The sequence below is a fragment of the Leekyejoonella antrihumi genome (genome assembly GCF_007845645.1).
Classification (GTDB): Bacteria; Actinomycetota; Actinomycetes; order Actinomycetales; family Dermatophilaceae; genus Leekyejoonella; species Leekyejoonella antrihumi.
Genome location: NZ_VCQV01000015.1, coordinates 86784 through 104400 on the forward strand (window position 1 = coordinate 86784; position 17617 = coordinate 104400).

Sequence of the window (17617 nt, forward strand, 5' to 3'; positions counted from 1 at the left end):
CCACCGTGGAGCACTGGCTGACCACGATCCCGCCAATTGCGGTCTATCTGCTCGTCGCCGTCCTGGTCGGCATCGAGAGCCTCGGGATCCCCATCCCGGGCGAGACGATCCTGGTCTTCGCCGCCATCCTGTCCTCGAGGCACGAGCTGGCGGTCAGCCCGCACGCGGTCGCGATCGCCGGAATCCTCGGCGCGGTCATCGGTGACTCGATCGGCTACTACGTCGGCCACCGCTGGGGCACCAGGCTCTTCGCGTGGCTGGAACGCAGGTTCCCCAAGCACGTCAACGACGACCTGATCGCGTATGCCGAGCACGAGTTCGTGCGCTGGGGCATCTATGCGGTGTTCTTCGGAAGGTTCATCGCGATCCTGCGCATCTTCGCCGGTCCGCTGTCCGGTTCGCTGCACATGCCATACCCGAAGTTCTTGGCCGCCAACGTGGCCGGCGCCGTCTGCTGGGCGGGCGGCACAACCTATCTGGTCTACTACCTGGGCACCGTCGCCGAGAACTACCTCAAGGGATTCTCCTACGTAGGCCTGGCGGTCGCCGTGCTCTTCGGGCTGCTGGGGTCCACGCTGCTGCGCCGGAAGGTCGAGCGTCAGGTGGAAGCATTCGCCGCCCAGCGCAAGGGCACCGACCCGGCCTCCTGACGCCGCAGCTGCAGTGGATTCGTCGGCTATGCCTCCCGCAACCACTGCAGCGGCGTAGGTTTGGGGCCCCGCGAAGTATCGGAGCGAGGAACGAGCGGAGAACCTCGTGGGGAGAACCTACAGTAGGCGGCGCGACATCGCCCAGCTGGTCAGCTCGTGCCGGGAGGACAGCTGCAGCTTGCGCAGCACCGACGACACGTGCGTCTCGACGGTCTTCACCGAGATGAACAGCTCCTTGGCGACCTCCTTGTACTGGTAGCCACGGGCGATCAGCCGCATCACCTCACGCTCCCGCTGACTCAGCCGGTCCAGCTCCTCGTCCACCTCGGCGATCTCACCGGCGGTCGCACCGAACGCGTCGAGCACGAAACCCGCCAGCCGCGGGCTGAACACCGCATCCCCCTCGGCGACCCGCCGGATGGCGGTGTCCAGGTCGCCGGGTGAGATCGTCTTGGTGACGTAGCCGCGAGCGCCGGCCCGGATGACGGCGATCACGTCCTCCGCCGCGTCCGAGACCGACAGCGCGAGGAACCGCACCGGGTCACCGCCCGGCGTCTGCACCCCGGCACACCCCGTGACGACATCGCTGCCGCCGTTGCCGTTGCCGCCGGGCAGGTGCACGTCCAACAGCACCACATCGGGCTGCACCTCACGCACCACCTTGATCGCGCTGTCGACGTCCGGCGCCTCCCCGACCACGGCCACGGCGTCGCCGAGCTCGGCCTTGACGCCGGAGCGGAACATGCGGTGGTCGTCCACCAGCACCACGCGGATCGGGTCACTCATGAGACTCCTCCTTGCTGATCGGTAGGCGTAGCGACACCTCGGTGCCATCCTCCCGTCGGCGAACCACGGCATCGCCACCATGCCGGCGCATTCGGCCCAGGATCGACTCGCGCACCCCGAGCCGGTCACCCGGCACTTCGTCGAGATCGAACCCCTCGCCATGGTCGCGCACGAAGGCCTCGACCGCCGTCGCACCCACCTCGAAGTAGACCGACACCGGCGGTGCACCGTGCCGCACGGCATTCGCCGCGGCCTCGCGCAGGGAGCCGACGAGCGCCTGCCCCCCGTCGTCCACCGGCCGGTCGCCGCTGACCACCAGGTCGATCGGCACACCGTGCAGCTCCTCGACCTCGTGCACGGTGGCCGAGACAAGTGCGGCCAGCGTGGCATCTCGCTGGTTGTCCTGCGCATACAGCCACTCGCGCAGCTCGCGCTCCTGGGCCCGCGCCAGCAACTGCACCGCCTGAGCGTCACCGGACCGTCGCTGGATCAGCGCGAGCGTCTGCAGCACCGAGTCGTGCAGATGGGCTGCGATGTCGGCCTTCTCGGTGGCACGGATGCGGCCGGCCTCCTCCTGCTTCAACGACTCCCACAGCCGCGCGATGAACGGCGCTGCGATCAGGACCGCGCCGAAGAGCACGACCACCGCCGCCACCGCAACATCGCGTAGGCCGGCGAACCCCCGGCCCTGCGAGACCAGCAGGATGATGCCGCCGACAACCAGCACCAGGCCTACCGCGAGCCGGATCAGCGACCGCTGGTTCTCGCCGACATCCCGGCTGATCCACTGGCGCCGCTCCCCCTGGTCCAGCCTCGACCAGACGATGATCGCACCGCCCACGATCGCCAGCAGGGGAATGGCGCTGCCGACCGACCAGTGCGACCCGACGGCCTGCATCGCCGAGGCCACTGCGACCGCGACGACGACGGCACCGGCGATCAGCAGGTGCCGACCGGAGATGTGCGGGCGCCCCGTGAACGACTCGACCACCGGCGGCGCGTCCGAGCGCGGCATGGTCAGCCACAAGAACCCGTAGGCAGGCAGGCCGGCGCCGACGAAGCAGGCCACCAGGGTCAGCGCTCGCAGGATGCCCAATGGCACGCCCAGGTGCTGGCTCACCCCCATGCAGACACCCCCGACGACCCGCCCCTGAGTAGGCCGGACCAGTGGGGGCCTGGTTCGGCTCGTCGGGCGGGTGCCTGCCTGCGTCACCCCTCCATCTTGACCCACTATGGAGCCGATGCGGACCCGCCGGACCAACCTTCAGGGCCATCTCAGGGGTGGCTCAGGGTCGACCCTCATGGCGGCAAGCCCCGCACGCTGCCAGGCTCGACACCATGACCAACCACTCCGTGCCTCCCACGTCGCAGCAGCGCGACGCGCTGGATCGGGCCTTCGGCACCCTCCGCAGCCTTGGCATTGCCCGGCCGCACGGCGGTCGATGGTTCGCCGGGGTCAGCGCCGGTCTCGCCGAGCGCTTCGGCCTCGACCCGCTGATCGTCCGGGCGGCCTTCATCCTGGGTGCCTGCCTCTTCGGGGCCGCCGTGCCGATCTACCTGATCGCGTGGATGCTACTGCCCGACGACGAGGGACAGATCATGGTCGAGCGTGCGGTGCGGGAGGGGCACGGTCCGTCGGTCTCGCTATCGATCCTGCTGGCCTTCGTGATCATCAACGGGTTCTGGATCTTCGGGTCGTGGGGTTCGTGGGGGCTCGGTCTCGGCTCGGTGATCGTGATCGGGCTGGTCGTCTGGGCGATTGCATCGGGGCGCATGGACACCGGGTCGTCCGGCGAGGGCACCGACTTCGCCGAGCGACTGCGCACTGGCTGGCGGGCCACCGGGTGGGGCGTCCAGAGCACCGGCAACCGCGCTGCCCAGGCCGGTGCGAGCTATCGCACGGGGGACGGGCGCATCGACCTGACCAAGCACGACGCGTGGGCCGGCGACTGGGGCGCCGCGCCGGTCGCGCCGGTCGCGCCGCAGGCATGGACTCGCCCGCCGCGACCACCCCGGCGACCGCGTCTCGGCCTTGCCGGCGTGCTCATCGTGGGCGTGGCCCTGATCTCCGGCGCCGTCGCGGTATTGGTGCTGAACAACATGGCGCGGTCCGACGACGCCGTCCAGGTCGGGCTGGCCGTGGCCACCGGTGTGGTCGGCCTGGGACTGCTGATCGGTGGACTGCTCGGTAGGCGCGGCGGCCTGCTCGCCCTCATCGGCATTCCCTTGGCCGCCGCGTCGCTGCTGTCCCTGGCCGTGCCATCGGGGCTGCCATGGAGCGGCGCCACCGGCAACCGGGTATGGATGCCGACGTCCGTCGCCGCCGGCCATCAGCACAGCTTCGCGCTGGTCGCCGGTGACGGCACGCTGGTCCTCACCCGCGTCGACAAGTCGGCGTCTGCCGGCGAAACCCTCACCACCAGAGTCAACGTGGGCAACCTGAAGGTCGTGGTTCCACAGAACCTGACCGTGCACTTCACGGTGCGAGTCGACGTCGGCACCGTCCACCTGCCGCAATCGGTGCTCGCCAAGACCGGCGACGGGTCCAACCCGTCGGGCACCGGGATCAAGCGCAGCTTCACCCTGGGCTCCGGGCCCAGCGACCTGACCGTCGACGCCCGCGTCGGCGTCGGTGACCTCACCGTGGAATCGAGATGACGCCGTGACTGACCCGACACTCCCCGATGGCCGGCCCCGTCGATGGGGCCCATCCATCCCCACGGCGCTCGCCGGGGCGCTGCTGCTCGCGCTCGGCACGACGGCGGCCTACCTGCGCCTGGCCGGCGCAGGCTCCGCATCGGCGGTCGTGGTCATCGCGATCATCGGCGGCGTGCTGGTCGTCAGCGCCGCCCTGCTGCTCCTGCGCCGACCGCGCACCTAGCACCCACTCCACCCGAGAGGTCACAAACAACACCCGAGAGGTCACAAATAGCACCCGAGAGGTCACAAACAGCACCCGAGTGATGGCGACACGACATGCTCTGGGTTACGCCCGCCCCTGCGCCCGGTGGTACTCAGCGAGCACCGCCTGCACGACATACGACCACTGCTCCCGGGGCGGGTGCGTCTCGTTGTGCACGGTGATCCGACGACGCAGCTCCTCCTCGCGAGCCAGCCGCACCAGGGCCTCCACCAGGCCCCGGTCATCGCCGCCGAGCAGGCCGTTCACGCCATCCTCGACGAACTCACTGACCCCGCTGCGCCGCGGCGCAACCACCGGCAGCCCGGTGGTGCGCGCCTCCAGGGCCGCGATCCCGAACGCCTCCAGCTGCGCCGGCGCGACATACACATCCGACCGCAGATACTGCTCCCGCAACGCATCCCGGCTCATCCGGCCCGGCGCGCTGAACCAGGACTGCGCGCCTAGATCCCGCGCCGCCCGCTCGAGACGGGGACGCAGCGGCCCCTCGCCCAGCACATCCAGCCGTATGCCGGATCCGGGCACCTGGCGGCGCACCTCGGCGACCATCTCCAACAGCTGGACCGGCCGCTTGCGCGTCATCAGCCGCATCGCCGACACGATCCGCACACCCGGCCGCAGTCCGCGTGACTGCGGAGCCCACCGGTCGACGTCGATGCCGTTGGGCAGCACTGCCACCCGTTGCAGCGGACCCGCAAGTTCTGCGATCGGAGCGGCCGCCACCTTCGACACCGCGGACAGGACCGCGCCCCGCCGGGCCCAGCGAGCGACATACCCGGCGGCCCTGACCGCGGGCACCAGGTGCGCCTGCACGCAGTGCCAGGTCACGGCGGTCGGCAGCTGCAGCCCCAGCGCGACCCGCACGCAGTCCATCGCGAACGGGCTGACGACCCCCATGTGCACGTGCGCGACGTCGAAACCGCCCGCCCGCAGCATGCTGCGCACGACCGGCACCGCCAGCGGGTTCACCGGCAGGTCCCGCGGCAGCGGCGCAGCCAGCCTGTGTACAGGTATGCCGTCCACGATGTCAGTGCCACGACGCCTGCGCGCTGGCCCGCGGGTGGCCGTGAAGGCCTCCACCTCGTGGCCGGCGCCCTGCAGGTGCCGGGCAAGATCGTGCACCTGCACCTCGATTCCGCCCAGGCGCGGCAGATAACAGTCCGACAAGAGGGCCACCTTCACAGGGCTCAATATCCCATGAACGACAATGGACCGCGATGCGACGAACCCTGGTGATCTTCCACGCCCACCCCGACGACGAGGCACTGCTCACGGCGGGGACGATGGCGAAAACCGCGGCGGCCGGTCACCGCGTGGTGCTGGTCGTGGCGACCGACGGCGGCCTCGGGCTCGCGTCGGAGGAGTTCACCCACAGGGGCGCGCTGGGCGAGCTGCGGCTCGCGGAGCTGGACCGCAGCGCCGCAGCTCTCGGCGTGAGCCGCGTCGTGCACCTCGGATACGCGGACTCCGGGATGGGGCCGGAGCTCGATCCGGACCCCCCGGGGGCCACCCGCTTCATGCGTGCCGATCCGCGGGAGGCCGCCGAACGGCTGGCGGACGTGCTGCGCGAGGAGCACGCGGACGTGCTGATGAGCTATGACCCCAACGGCGGGTACGGCCACCGCGATCACGTCAAGGTCCACGAGGTCGGGGCGCTGGCGGCCCAGCTGGCGGACACTCCGCGTGTCCTGCAGGCGACGGTGCCGCGGGACCTGCTGGTGTGGGCGATTCGTATGGCGGGCAAGGTCTACCGCTTCCCGGCGGACTTCGATCCGACGTCGTTCGAGCGGTCCTACAGCCCGCGGTCGGCGATCACCCACCGCATCGACGTCCACCGGCACATTGCCGCCAAACGCGCCTCGATGCGGGCGCACGCCTCCCAGTCGACCGCCGACGGCGGTGCCGATCGGACGCTCGCAGCGTTCCTGCGCATACCCCGTCCGCTGTATGACGCGGTGTTCGGCAGGGAGTGGTTCGTCGACCCCGCGCACCATGGGCCGGTGAGCAAAGACATCTTCGCGGGACTGCCGTGAGCTACCCCACAAAGTCCTCGCTCCTACGTCGCTCAGTACTTTGCGGAGGCCCCACATGAGGAGCGAGGATCCCGCGGACCTCGCCGAACCGGCCGAGGCCGAGCCAGACGACGGCTTCCCGAAGATCTCCGGGAAACACGTCCTACAGGCCACCGCCGGCCTCACCTTCGCGGTCGTGCTGATCGCCGTCGGCCTGCCGTTCTTCGCGCACACCGGCTGGGACCAGATCGGGAAGCACCTCGGCCTGCTCGGCTGGGGCGCCTCCTTCGAGTTGATCGGGCTGCTGATCGTCGGCCTGTGGCTCTACACGTTCACGTTGACTGGGTCGCTGCCCGGGCTCCGGCATACTCGGGCGCTGATTCTCAACGTCTGCGGCTCCTCGGTCAGCAACGTCCTGCCGGGCGGCGGTGCCGTCGGGCTGGCCGCCACCTACCTGCTGGCGCGCACCTGGGGCTTTTCCAAACGCAGCATCTCCACCTCCATCATCGTGACCGGCGTATGGAATGTGCTCGCCCGGGTAGCGCTGCCGCTGCTGGGTTTTGCGGCACTGTCGACGTCGGACAATGCGCTGCCCAAGTCGGTGCGCAGTGGCGCGTTCTGGGGCGGGGTCCTGGGACTCGTGGTGCTGGGGGCGTTCATCGCCGTGCTGGTCAGCCACCGGTGGACCGACCTGCTCGGTCGATGGCTGGACCGCTTCTGCGGCGGCGCGGTTGCTCGGCTGCGCCGCGGCGCCAACAAGGGCCGGCGGGTCGACCTGCATGGGCTGCTGCTCGACCAGCGCTCGCGCCTGTCGGTGGTGACCCGCACAGGGTGGTTCCCGATGACGGTCGGGGTCGTGGGATATCTGGCGGTCTACTTCATCCTGTTCTGGCGGGCCATGGACGCGGTCGGGGTGGTCCTGCCGCTCACGAACCTCTTTGCGGCATACGCCGTCGGCAGGCTGCTCACCGCGGTCGGTGTCACCCCCGGCGGACTCGGCGTCACCGAGGCCGGGACGCTGGCCGTGTTGGTCGCGTGGGGCGCCGACAAGCCGGCCGCGGCCGCGGGTGTGCTGGTGTTTGCGCTCTTCACCCACGTCGCCGAGATCCCGCTGGGCGCCATCGGCTGGCTGGCCTGGTGGACCGGGCCTAAGTCGCTGCCTACGCCATCCCTCGTCCCCACCCCGAGAGGTCACTAATTACACGCGAGAGGTCAGATATCGCACGCGAGAGGTCAGAGAAGTTCGTCACCCTGACCCCTCGCGTGCAATAAGTGACTACTCGAGTGCAATTTGTGACTACTCGAGTGCAATTTGTGACTACTCGGCGGAAGGGAGGGTCAGGCGACGTGGCGGTCGGACAGGGCGGACACCCACCAGACGACGACCGCGCACAGGATGCCGACCGGGACGAGCGCAAGCATCGCCATCGGCAGGTTCACGCCGCCGTCGGACGGGCGCACACCCAGCGCCACGAACACCAGGCCGACCAGGCTGGAACCGATCAGCGCAAGCCAGATGTGCTGGCCGCGACGCGTAACCGACTCGGATCGGCGCGACTGCAGCAGCACGGCGATACCGATCGCGATCGCGGCCCAGCCCAGGCACACCGCCTGGCCGGCGACCACGTCGGAGGGCCGGTGCCAGTGCCCCGCGATGGTCCCGGCCGCCACGAACGTCGCGACGAATCCACCGAGCGGCACCAGTGCCCGCCGCCAGGCCGGGGGCGCCACCAGCACCGCAGCGAGCACCAGCGACAGGCTCACGGTCGTATGCCCGCTCGGCAGGGAGTTCGTGTCCGGCAGGCCATTCGCCACCTGGCCCGGGAGGCGATGGAACACATGAAACTTCAGGATCTCCGTGGTCAGGTTGGCCCCGGCGACCAGCACCACGGCGGCCGCCGCGACCGCCCACCGACGGCGCGCTGCCGCAATAATCAGGCAGAACAGCAGGCTCAGGCCGACGAAGCCGATGGTGATGACCGTCAGGACGTCGCTGATGTGCACCCATGCCTGCTCGGACCCGCCCAGCGAGTCCATCAGGCGCTGATCGAAGCGCATACCGCGCGGGTTGTGCAGCGCCAGGGGCACCAGCACGCACAGCGCGCCGATGCCGAGCGCAACCATGGCCACCAGTTGCGCCCACAGGGCTGCCCTGCGCGCGGCCGCTCGCCGCTCGGCATACACGGGTCGCGTCGCGAGGTCGGGTCGGGTAGGCGCGCTCATGCGACCATCTTCGTCGACCATCCTGTGCTCCCGCTAAGGCCTCTCTGTGGAGTCGTTCGTGCGGAATCGCCCACACCGACCTCAACAACCGTAGACCCGGCGCCCTCCCGCGGTGTCCCGGGCCGACGGCGGCCCGCCCAGCGAGATTCTTGCCACCTCGCCACCACGACCGCCCACCCGCCTGCCACACTGCAGCAAACCGAAGGAGACCTCCATGCAGGTAGGCGTTCCGGCAGAGTCCGGGCCCGACGAGTCCCGCGTCGCGGCCACCCCCAAGACCGTGCACCAGCTGATCGGGCTGGGTTACGACGTGCTGGTCGAGTCCGGCGCGGGCGTGCGTGCGTCCTACCCGGACCATGCGTATGCGCAGGCTGGGGCGTCCGTGGGCAGCCCCGAGCAGGCGTGGGGCGCCGAGGTCGTCATCACCGTCAATGCCCCAGCCGATGCCGATATCGCCCGACTGGCCGAGGGCAGCACGCTGATCGCCCTGCTTGCCCCGGCGTTCGAACCAGGCCGGCTGCAGCGGCTCGCAGCGCAAGGAGTGACCGCGCTGGCGATGGATTCCGTGCCGCGGATCTCCCGCGCGCAGTCGCTGGACGTGCTGTCGTCGATGGCCGGCCTCGGCGGCTACCGGGCGGTGATCGAGGCCGCGCACGCGTTCGGGTCGCTGTTCACCGGGCAGGTCACCGCGGCCGGGAAGGTGCCACCGGCGAAGGTCTTCGTCATCGGCGCCGGCGTCGCCGGGCTCGCCGCGATCGGCACCGCCACCAGCCTCGGCGCGGTGGTGCGCGCCTTCGACGTGCGCCCGGAGGTGGGCGAGCAGGTGGAGTCCCTCGGTGCCCAGTTCGCCCGGCTCGAGGTCCCGGAGCAGGAGACCACGAGCGACGGCTACGCCCGGGAGATGTCCGCCGACCTCGAAGCGCTCGCGATGGCGCTGTATGCCCGCGAGTGCGCGGACGCGGACATTGTCATCAGCACCGCGCTGATCCCGGGCCGTCGCGCACCCCGGCTGATCACCGCGGACACCGTTGCGGCGATGCACCCCGGCGCCGTGATCGTCGACATGGCCGCCGCCAACGGCGGCAACTGCGAGCTGTGCCGGGCCGACGAGGTCGTGCGCACCGACGAGGGCGTCACGATCATCGGCTACACCGACCTGCCGGGTCGGCTGCCCGCGCAGGCCTCCCAGCTCTACGGCACCAACGTGGTCAACCTCGTCAAGCTGCTGACACCGGACAAGGACGGGCAGATCGTGCTCGACCTCGACGATCCGGTGATCCGGTCCCTGACCGTGGCTCGTGGCGGTGAGGTCACCTGGCCGCCCCCGCCGGTGCAGGTGTCCGCGGCGCCCGCCAAGACCGCGCCCGCCCCAGTGGCCGCTGTCGCGGAGAAGCCGCCGCCGGACCCGCGACGCAGATACGTGGGTATGGCGGTGGCCGCCGTCCTCTTCGCGCTCGTTGCCGCGCTGTCCCCGACTGCGTTCCTCGGCCACTTCACCGTGTTCGCCCTGGCGGTTATCGTCGGGTTCTACGTCATCTCCAACGTCGCGCACGCTCTGCACACGCCGCTGATGTCCGAGACCAACGCGATCAGCGGCATCATCCTGGTCGGCGGAATCCTGCAGGTCGGCAGCCAGGATCTCACCGTGCGGGTCGTCGCGTTCGCCGCGATCGTCGTCGCGAGCGTCAACATCTTCGGCGGGTTCGCGGTCACCGGCCGGATGCTCAAGATGTTCCGCAGAGACGACTCACGATGAGCACGAACCTGGTCCAGGCGGCATACATCATCGCCGCCGTGCTCTTCGTGCTGTCGCTGGCCGGCCTGTCCAAGCACGAGACCGCCCGGCGGGGCAACGCTTTCGGCATCATCGGCATGGTCATCGCGCTGGTCGCCACCATCTGGCTGGCCGCCGACCAGGCGGAGCACGCGCTGACCACGGTGCTGCTGATCCTGGTGGCGATGGTCATCGGCGCGTCCATCGGTCTGTGGCGCGCCCGCGTCGTTCAGATGACGGGGATGCCGGAGCTCGTCGCGATGCTGCACAGCTTCGTCGGCCTCGCCGCGGTGCTGGTCGGCTACAACTCGTACCTGTCCACCCACGGCCTGACCGGCGCCGAGGAGAACATCCACCTGGTCGAGGTCTTCCTCGGCATCTTCATCGGCGCGGTCACCTTCACCGGGTCCATCGTGGCCAACCTCAAGCTGAGCGCGCGCATCTCCTCCCGGCCGCTGATGCTGCCGCACCGGCAGCTGCTCAACCTGCTGGCGGTCCTGGTCTCGATCGGGTTGCTGGTCTGGTTCATGGCGGCGCCCTCGATCGTGCCGGTGGCGATCATGACCGTCATCTCCCTCGCGTTCGGCTGGCACCTGGTCGCCTCCATCGGCGGTGGGGACATGCCGGTGGTCATCTCGATGCTCAACAGCTACTCCGGCTGGGCCGCCGCAGCCGCCGGGTTCATGCTCGGCAACAACCTGCTGATCATCACCGGCGCCCTGGTCGGCTCCTCCGGCGCGATCCTGTCCTACATCATGTGCACCGCGATGAACCGCTCGTTCGTCTCGGTGATCGCCGGTGGCTACGGCTCGGCGCCGAGCTCGGCAGTGGCCGATCACGACTACGGGCAGCACCGTGAGACGTCGGTCGACGAGGTCGCCGAGCTGCTGCGAAACGCCGCCTCGGTAGTCATCACCCCCGGGTACGGCATGGCCGTCGCGCACGCGCAGTATCCGGTCGCGGACCTCACCGCCCGGCTGCGCAAGCGCGGCGTCACCGTGCGGTTCGGCATCCACCCGGTCGCCGGCCGGCTGCCCGGGCACATGAACGTGCTGCTCGCCGAGGCCAAGGTGCCCTACGACGTCGTGCTCGAGATGGACGAGATCAACGACGACTTCCCCGGCACCGACGTCGTGCTGGTCATCGGAGCCAACGACACCGTCAACCCCGCCGCCACCGACGAACCCGGCTCTCCGATCGCCGGCATGCCGGTGCTGAAGGTGTGGAACGCGCACGACGTCGTGATCTTCAAACGATCCATGGCCACCGGGTATGCCGGAGTGCAGAACCCGTTGTTCTTCCGAGACAACAGCCAGATGCTCTTCGGCGACGCCAAGGACAAGGTCGAGGAGATCCTGCGCGTCCTGTGAGCGGGCTCAGGTCCAGCCGACCGCGTTCTGCCGCTCGTTCGTCGCCGATGCTCGGTGCTGATATTCGCGGGGACTGCAGCCGAACGCGGCGTGGAAGAGCCGACTGAAGTGCGCGGGGTCGGGCAGCCCGACCATGGTCGCGACCACATGCACTGGCCTGCGCTCGACCGGGTCGGTCAGCAAGGTTGTCGCCACGTCCATGCGCTGCTGCCGGATCCGGGCCGCGACGCCGTGGCCCGGTGACCCACGGTCGTCGGTGGGAAAAGCGGCATACAGCGTGCGGCGCGAGATGTGCAGCACGGCCGCGATCTGGTCGGGGTTCAGGCGCGGGTCGGCCAGGTTCGCGCGGATGCACTGGTCGATCGCGACACGGCGGGCCGCCGCGAGGTCCGTGCCGCACAGGTCCCGGTCGATCATCGCGCGCAACAGCATCCGCATCATCGCCACCCAGGTGTCACGCATCCCGAACGCCTCGGCGCCGGCGAAGGTCTGCAGACGCCCGGCCATCGCGGCAAGGGCGGGCCTCGCCAGGCACGCCAGCACCGGGGTCACCTGCAGCGGGCCACGGTCGAGCACGGTGTCGATCTGCGCATCCGAGAGCGCGAGTGCGCTCCGGGCCACATTGACCTGAATGCCGTGCATCCCGGCCGGCGTGTGCCACGCCCCGGCGGTGCGACCCAGCACGGCCACTGCACCATGCTCGAGGTGCAGCCGGTAACGGTGCCACGCAGCAACACCGGCGGGCGATGGCGCGAGCAGAATCAGCCGGAGCAGATCCTTGACCTCGGTGGCGGACCTGGCCCACGTGCCGGCCGCCGGGCCACTGGTGACCTCGACGACCTGCAGGTCACCGGCCGTCAGGGCGTACGCGGAAGCGGCGAACCCGGCCGGGCTCGTGATGGTGGAGCCGAGCGGGTCCAGCCGCATCCGCACGTCGACGGCCTCGTCATACCAGGTGCGCCAGAAGGCGAACCGGTCCTGAGGCGACACCAGTCGGGTGTCGAAGCGCTGATACACGCAGGTTTCGGCCACCACTCGCCTCCAAGCAACCATGTCTCTCCCCCTGGTCAGTATCCCTCCGGCCGCCCAGCGCGGGAAGGGCATCGCGGGGTCGGCTTGACGATCCGTGCAGTCATGGGTCCCGCCTACAGCCTCGAAGTTGACGATCCGTGCGAGACAGGGATCGCAGGTCGACACGTGCGGCGATCATTCGAAGAAGTGCCTTCTGGGCCAACCACCCGGGGTAGATCGGGTCCGGTCATTCACGTGAGTCAGGAGCAGCCCATGAGCCACCGCGCACACATCAAATCCATCCAGTGGTCGGCGCGAGCCAACCACCCGAGCGCCCGGCGGCGGACCCTGGCCTGCGCGGCCGTCCTGGCGACCGGCCTCGGCACCGGGCTGGGCGCCGCAGCACTTGGCACCCCGCCCGCGGTGGCGGCGACGAGCCCGGCGGTCGGCACCGTGTTCATCGCCGACACCGACAACAGCCGGGTGGTGGAGCTTCCCGCCGGCGGCGGCCCAGGGACCACCATCGACACCGACCTGAGCCACCCGTACGGGGTGGCGGTCGACGCGAAGGGTGACGTATTCATCGCCGACACCGACAACAGCCGGGCGGTCGAGGTTCCCGCCGGCGGCGGCCCAGGGACCACCATCGACACCGACCTGAGCTACCCAACCGGAGTAGCGGTCGACGCCGAGGGTGATGTGTTCATTGCCGACTCCGACGACAATCGGGTAGTGGAAGTGCCCGCCGCCGGCGGCCCACCGACGACCATCGGCCCAGTCCTGTACGGGACGTACAGAGTGGCGGCCGATGCCAAGGGTGACGTATTCATCGCCGACCCCGAGAACAATCGGGTGGTGGAGGTCCCCGCCAACGGCGGCCCACAAACCCCCATCGGCACCGGCCTGAACGACCCGGAGGGGGTGGCGATCGACGCTTCCGGCGACGTGTTTATCGCCGACAGCGGCAACGGCCAAGTCGTCGAGGTTCCCGTCGGCGGCGGCCCACAGACCACCATCGATGCCGACCTGAGCTACCCAACCGGGGTAGCGGTCGACGCCAAGGGTGATGTGTTCATCGCCGACAGCGGCAACGGCCAAGTCGTCGAGGTTCCCGCCGCCGGCGGCCCACAGACCACCATCGACACCGACCTGTGGGGCCCCCAGGGCGTGGCGGTATACGCGCCGGCGCCAACCTTCACCGCGGCCACCCCACCCACGACCGGGACGGTCGGCACCGCCTACTCCTACCGGTATGCCGCGGCCACCCCGGCCGGTGAGCCCGCCGCCACGTTCTCCCTGACCTCCGGCGCCCTGCCGCCCGGGCTCACCCTCAACCCGACCACCGGCACCGTGTCCGGCACCCCGACGACCGCCGGGACCTACCCCTTTGCCGTGCAGACCCAGAACGCAGCGAACGCGACGATCGGCCCCGCCACGACGATCACGATCTCCCCAGCCATCACCACCACCGTGACGGCCATGAAGACCGCCCCGAACCCGGTGCTGGTCGGCGGACACGCCACCTACACCGCCACCGTGACGCCCACCCCGAACGCCGGAACCGTCGCCTTCACCGACGGCGCCACAACGATCCCCGGCTGCGCGACCCTCCCGGTCAGCGCCACCGGCACCGCGACCTGCACCACCGCCTACTCCGCGGTCGGCACCCACTCGGTGAAAGCCACCTACACCGGCGATCCGCAATTCGCCAGGTCGACCTCGGCCGACGTGACCGAGCAGGTCGCCTATGGGCAAAAGGTACTCACCGCGGACGGCTACACCACCCGCTACGGCAGCGCGGTCGCGGTCGCCGCCCGCATCACCAACGCCGACGGGGCCAACCTGTCCGGCCCCGACATCACCCTGCACGCGATCGCCCTCGACGGCCACTCCGTCGGCACCGTCATCGGCGGCACCACCAGCTCGAACTTCCCCTACAACCCGTGGCTACGCGCCTACACCCTCCTCGCGCTGCAATACCCACCACTGACGGCGGGAACTCACACCCTGACGTACACCGTCACGGGCGACCCGACCACGCATCGCATCGCCTTCACCACGCACAGGGTCGGCACGGCGATCGCCGACACCACGCTACGAACGATGCGGACGCACCTGCGGGCGAAGTGATTTCGCGGAACCACCGACTGACAGGGCGCCGCTTCACTCCCACTCGATGGTGCCCGGTGGTTTGGAGGTGACGTCCAGCGTCACCCGGTTGACCTCGGACACCTCGTTGGTGATGCGTCCGGAGATCTTGGCGAGCACGTCGTAGGGCAGGCGGGTCCAGTCGGCGGTCATGGCGTCCTCGGACGACACCGGTCGCAGCACGATCGGGTGGCCGTAGGTGCGACCGTCCCCCTGCACGCCTACCGAACGCACGTCGGCGAGCAGCACCACCGGGCACTGCCAGATGTCCCGGTCAAGGCCGGCAGCGGTCAGCTCTTCGCGAGCGATCCTGTCGGCCGCGCGCAGGATCTCCAGGCGTTCCGCGGTGACCGCACCGATGATGCGTATGCCGAGTCCGGGACCGGGGAAGGGCTGTCGCCACACGATCTCCTCGGGCACTCCGAGCTCGAGGCCGACCTGACGGACCTCGTCCTTGAACAGCGAGCGCAGCGGCTCGATCAGCTTGAACTGCAAGTCATCCGGCAGGCCGCCGACGTTGTGGTGCGACTTGATGTTGGCGGCGCCGGTGCCGCCACCGGACTCCACCACGTCGGGGTAGAGCGTGCCCTGCACCAGAAACTCCACCGGGTGCTGCTCGTCCCCACGATCGCTGACGATGTCCCGAGCGGCCCGCTCGAAGGTGCGGATGAACTCGCGGCCGATGATCTTGCGCTTCTGCTCCGGGTCGCTGACACCGGCGAGCGCATCGAGGAACTGCTGCCGGGCATCCACGACGACCAGGTCGACCCCGGTCGCGGCGACAAAGTCCTTCTCGACCTGCTCGGCCTCACCCTCACGCAGCAGCCCGTGATCCACGAAGACACACGTGAGCTGGTCCCCGATTGCCTTCTGCACCAACGCTCCCGCGACGGACGAGTCGACACCGCCGGACAGTCCGCAGATCGCGCGACCGGCACCCACCCGCTGCTTCACCTCGGCGACGAGCTCTTCGGCCATCGCCGACGCCGTCCAGTTCGGCTCGAGCCGGGCGCCCCGCAGCAGGAAGTTCTCCAGCACTCGCTGCCCGAAGCTCGAGTGCAGCACCTCCGGGTGCCACTGCACGCCATACAGCTGACGCTCGTCGTCCTCGATCGCCGCCACCGCGGCGCCGGGCGTGGTCGCAGTGACCCGGATGCCGTCCGGGGCGGCCGAGACGGAGTCGCCGTGGCTCATCCACACCGCCTGATCAGCCGGCTGCCCGTTGAAGAGGGTCGAGGAGCAGTCGGCGATCTCCGCATTCGTGTTGCCGTACTCGCGCAGACCGGTCTTCTCGACCGTGCCGCCGAGCGCGCGCACCATCGCCTGGAACCCGTAGCAGATCCCGAAGACCGGCACCCCGGCCTCGAGCAGGGCCTGCTCCAGGCCCGGCGCGTCTTCGGCATACACCGATGACGGTCCGCCAGAGAGGATCAGCGCGGCCGGCCTCTTCGCGAGGATCTCGGCAACCGGCATCGTGTGTGGGACGACCTCGCTGTAGAGCGCGGCCTCGCGGACCCGGCGGGCGATGAGCTGGGCGTACTGGGCACCGAAGTCGATGACGAGGACGGGGTGCTCCTGCAGGGGTGCGCTCACAGCAACCCCGACTGCGCCGAGCGACCACGGGGCGAAGACTGTACGAGGTCGGTCATGCCAGGGAGTCTACTGAGCCTGCCCGGTCTCTGCGGACGCCGCCTGCAGCTGGGCGCTGACGGTCGCGTTGACACGGTGCTCGAGCACGAAGGAGAGCACCGGCACGAAGGCGGTCAGGACATACAGCCCCATCTGGATGATGCCCCAGCGCAGCTTGAAGCCGAGGTTGAAGACCGACAGCACGAAGGCGATGAACAAGAATCCGTGAATCTGCGGCCACCACTCCATCGCCTCACTGTGCAGGCCGTAGTGCACAAAGAGCTCGACGCACAGCACGAGCAGCGCAATGCCGGCGATGATCGCCATGACGCGAAAGATCATCAGAGCGAGGCGGATCTTCGCCAGGTTGTCCCCCGGCCGTATGTGGCTGCGTTGGCGGGCCGTGCTGGTGTCAGGCATTGGCGTCCTTCGTGGGCGATGCGATGGTCGGTTCATTGTCGCTCTCGCCGTCCGGGTCGCTCTGCGCGGCCCTCGCCTCGTAGTCGTCGCGCATCATCCGGAAGTAGATGTAGATCGCGAAGACGCCGAACATCCACCACTGCACGGCGTAGACCGCGTTCTGCAGCTTGAGCCCGCTGTTCGGGTTCGGCGGCGGCGGCGGCACGCGGGTGATACCGGCCGACGTGGCGTTGGGGGTCTCATGAATGTCGAAGAGGAAGGCGTTGTAGAGCGATCCACCCCATGTGTTGAGCAGGCGGGCCAGGTCGATGGTGCCGATCTGGCCGGCCGGTGGCACGGTCGTGGCGGGCGACTCACCCGGCGCGAGGCTGCCGACGACCGTCACGTCGCCCGTGGTGGTGGGCGGAGTCGCCTGGGACGGTGACCTGACGAATCCGCGCATGATCACCACCCGGGCACCAGTGCCGTCGACCACGAGCGGCGTGATCACCCAGTAGCCCGCCGTGCCGTGCAGCAGTCGACCGGTCACCAGCAGCTGCTTGGACGCGTCGTAGCCTGCGTCTTTCACGGGTTGAGGTGTGACGCGCGGTCGGGGGACGTGAAAGTGCCTGTGCTGTAAGAGATACTTGGGTTTGCGACAACTCAGGATCTCTACAGGACAGGCACTTTCAAGG

Annotated in this window: 16 protein-coding genes; 8 read left to right on the forward strand and 8 right to left on the reverse strand. The window is 69.5% G+C overall.

Going from position 1 to position 17617, the window contains the following annotated elements; translation table 11 throughout:
- Positions 1-5 precede the first annotated feature (5 nt).
- The gene (locus tag FGL98_RS12100; protein ID WP_146317031.1) at positions 6-650 is read left to right on the forward strand and encodes a DedA family protein; all 645 of its coding nucleotides are present in this window, start codon (positions 6-8) and stop codon (positions 648-650) included.
- A 117-nt stretch (positions 651-767) separates the two neighbouring features.
- Here the strand turns inward: FGL98_RS12100 and FGL98_RS12105 are convergent, their stop codons facing one another.
- Positions 768-1436 (reverse strand): LuxR C-terminal-related transcriptional regulator, encoded by a 669-nt coding sequence (locus FGL98_RS12105; RefSeq protein ID WP_146317032.1) that lies wholly within the window; start codon positions 1434-1436, stop codon positions 768-770.
- Positions 1429-2667, reverse strand: coding sequence for a PspC domain-containing protein (locus FGL98_RS12110; protein ID WP_342779974.1), 1239 nt, complete (start codon positions 2665-2667; stop codon positions 1429-1431). The genes FGL98_RS12105 and FGL98_RS12110 overlap by 8 nt, the downstream gene beginning before the upstream one ends.
- A gap of 107 nt (positions 2668-2774) precedes the next feature.
- Between FGL98_RS12110 and FGL98_RS12115 the strand changes: the two genes are divergently transcribed.
- Together FGL98_RS12115 and FGL98_RS12120 are read left to right on the forward strand one after the other, a co-directional pair.
- Complete coding sequence (locus FGL98_RS12115; protein ID WP_146317034.1) at positions 2775-4094, forward strand: PspC domain-containing protein; 1320 nt, start codon at positions 2775-2777, stop codon at positions 4092-4094.
- A 4-nt stretch (positions 4095-4098) separates the two neighbouring features.
- A complete protein-coding gene (locus FGL98_RS12120; RefSeq protein ID WP_146317035.1) occupies positions 4099-4317 on the forward strand; it encodes a hypothetical protein in 219 nt (72 codons plus the stop codon).
- Positions 4318-4422: 105 nt separating this feature from the next.
- Here the strand turns inward: FGL98_RS12120 and FGL98_RS12125 are convergent, their stop codons facing one another.
- Complete coding sequence (locus FGL98_RS12125; RefSeq protein ID WP_146317036.1) at positions 4423-5538, reverse strand: glycosyltransferase family 4 protein; 1116 nt, start codon at positions 5536-5538, stop codon at positions 4423-4425.
- 35 nt (positions 5539-5573) lie between these two features.
- On the opposite strand from FGL98_RS12125, the gene FGL98_RS12130 reads away from it, so the two are divergent.
- Together FGL98_RS12130 and FGL98_RS12135 are read left to right on the forward strand one after the other, a co-directional pair.
- Positions 5574-6389 carry a PIG-L deacetylase family protein gene (locus FGL98_RS12130; RefSeq protein ID WP_146317037.1) on the forward strand — a complete coding sequence of 272 codons (816 nt, stop codon included), beginning with the start codon at positions 5574-5576 and terminating at the stop codon, positions 6387-6389.
- A 55-nt stretch (positions 6390-6444) separates the two neighbouring features.
- Positions 6445-7566, forward strand: coding sequence for a lysylphosphatidylglycerol synthase transmembrane domain-containing protein (locus FGL98_RS12135; protein WP_146317038.1), 1122 nt, complete (start codon positions 6445-6447; stop codon positions 7564-7566).
- A gap of 140 nt (positions 7567-7706) precedes the next feature.
- On the opposite strand, the gene FGL98_RS12140 is transcribed toward FGL98_RS12135, so the two are convergent.
- Positions 7707-8591 (reverse strand): phosphatase PAP2 family protein, encoded by an 885-nt coding sequence (locus FGL98_RS12140; RefSeq protein WP_186526132.1) that lies wholly within the window; start codon positions 8589-8591, stop codon positions 7707-7709.
- 214 nt (positions 8592-8805) lie between these two features.
- Between FGL98_RS12140 and FGL98_RS12145 the strand changes: the two genes are divergently transcribed.
- Together FGL98_RS12145 and pntB are read left to right on the forward strand one after the other, a co-directional pair.
- On the forward strand, positions 8806-10347 hold the full coding sequence (locus FGL98_RS12145; RefSeq protein ID WP_146317040.1) for a Re/Si-specific NAD(P)(+) transhydrogenase subunit alpha: 1542 nt from the start codon (positions 8806-8808) through the stop codon (positions 10345-10347).
- Complete coding sequence (gene pntB / locus FGL98_RS12150; protein WP_146317041.1) at positions 10344-11735, forward strand: Re/Si-specific NAD(P)(+) transhydrogenase subunit beta; 1392 nt, start codon at positions 10344-10346, stop codon at positions 11733-11735. Before FGL98_RS12145 ends, pntB begins: the two co-directional genes overlap by 4 nt.
- A gap of 6 nt (positions 11736-11741) precedes the next feature.
- On the opposite strand, the gene FGL98_RS12155 is transcribed toward pntB, so the two are convergent.
- Positions 11742-12767: a helix-turn-helix domain-containing protein gene (locus FGL98_RS12155; protein ID WP_186526133.1), complete on the reverse strand. Its 1026-nt coding sequence runs from the start codon at positions 12765-12767 to the stop codon at positions 11742-11744.
- 252 nt (positions 12768-13019) lie between these two features.
- Here FGL98_RS12155 and FGL98_RS12160 point away from each other — a divergent pair, with 252 nt between their 5' ends.
- Positions 13020-14876, forward strand: a complete 1857-nt coding sequence (locus tag FGL98_RS12160; protein WP_186526134.1) for an Ig-like domain repeat protein — start codon at positions 13020-13022, stop codon at positions 14874-14876.
- A 33-nt stretch (positions 14877-14909) separates the two neighbouring features.
- On the opposite strand, the gene guaA is transcribed toward FGL98_RS12160, so the two are convergent.
- The 3 genes from guaA to FGL98_RS12175 all read right to left on the reverse strand — a co-directional run bounded on the left by guaA (position 14910) and on the right by FGL98_RS12175 (position 17511).
- Entirely contained in the window at positions 14910-16487 is a 1578-nt protein-coding gene (gene guaA / locus FGL98_RS12165) for a glutamine-hydrolyzing GMP synthase (protein ID WP_146317044.1), read from the reverse strand.
- Positions 16488-16553: 66 nt separating this feature from the next.
- The gene (locus FGL98_RS12170; RefSeq protein ID WP_146317045.1) at positions 16554-16943 is read right to left on the reverse strand and encodes a DUF3817 domain-containing protein; all 390 of its coding nucleotides are present in this window, start codon (positions 16941-16943) and stop codon (positions 16554-16556) included.
- Positions 16936-17511 carry an SURF1 family protein gene (locus tag FGL98_RS12175; protein ID WP_186526135.1) on the reverse strand — a complete coding sequence of 192 codons (576 nt, stop codon included), beginning with the start codon at positions 17509-17511 and terminating at the stop codon, positions 16936-16938. The genes FGL98_RS12170 and FGL98_RS12175 overlap by 8 nt, the downstream gene beginning before the upstream one ends.
- Positions 17512-17617 lie beyond the last annotated feature (106 nt).

Coding starts and splice junctions, on each gene's coding strand:
- FGL98_RS12105 (WP_146317032.1), bottom strand. CDS start 1,436: ATGAGTGACCCGATCCGCGTGGTGCTGGTGGACGACCACCGCATGTTC.
- FGL98_RS12115 (WP_146317034.1), top strand. CDS start 2,775: ATGACCAACCACTCCGTGCCTCCCACGTCGCAGCAGCGCGACGCGCTG.
- FGL98_RS12130 (WP_146317037.1), top strand. CDS start 5,574: ATGCGACGAACCCTGGTGATCTTCCACGCCCACCCCGACGACGAGGCA.
- FGL98_RS12135 (WP_146317038.1), top strand. CDS start 6,445: ATGAGGAGCGAGGATCCCGCGGACCTCGCCGAACCGGCCGAGGCCGAG.
- FGL98_RS12140 (WP_186526132.1), bottom strand. CDS start 8,591: ATGAGCGCGCCTACCCGACCCGACCTCGCGACGCGACCCGTGTATGCC.
- FGL98_RS12145 (WP_146317040.1), top strand. CDS start 8,806: ATGCAGGTAGGCGTTCCGGCAGAGTCCGGGCCCGACGAGTCCCGCGTC.
- pntB (WP_146317041.1), top strand. CDS start 10,344: ATGAGCACGAACCTGGTCCAGGCGGCATACATCATCGCCGCCGTGCTC.
- FGL98_RS12160 (WP_186526134.1), top strand. CDS start 13,020: ATGAGCCACCGCGCACACATCAAATCCATCCAGTGGTCGGCGCGAGCC.
- FGL98_RS12170 (WP_146317045.1), bottom strand. CDS start 16,943: ATGCCTGACACCAGCACGGCCCGCCAACGCAGCCACATACGGCCGGGG.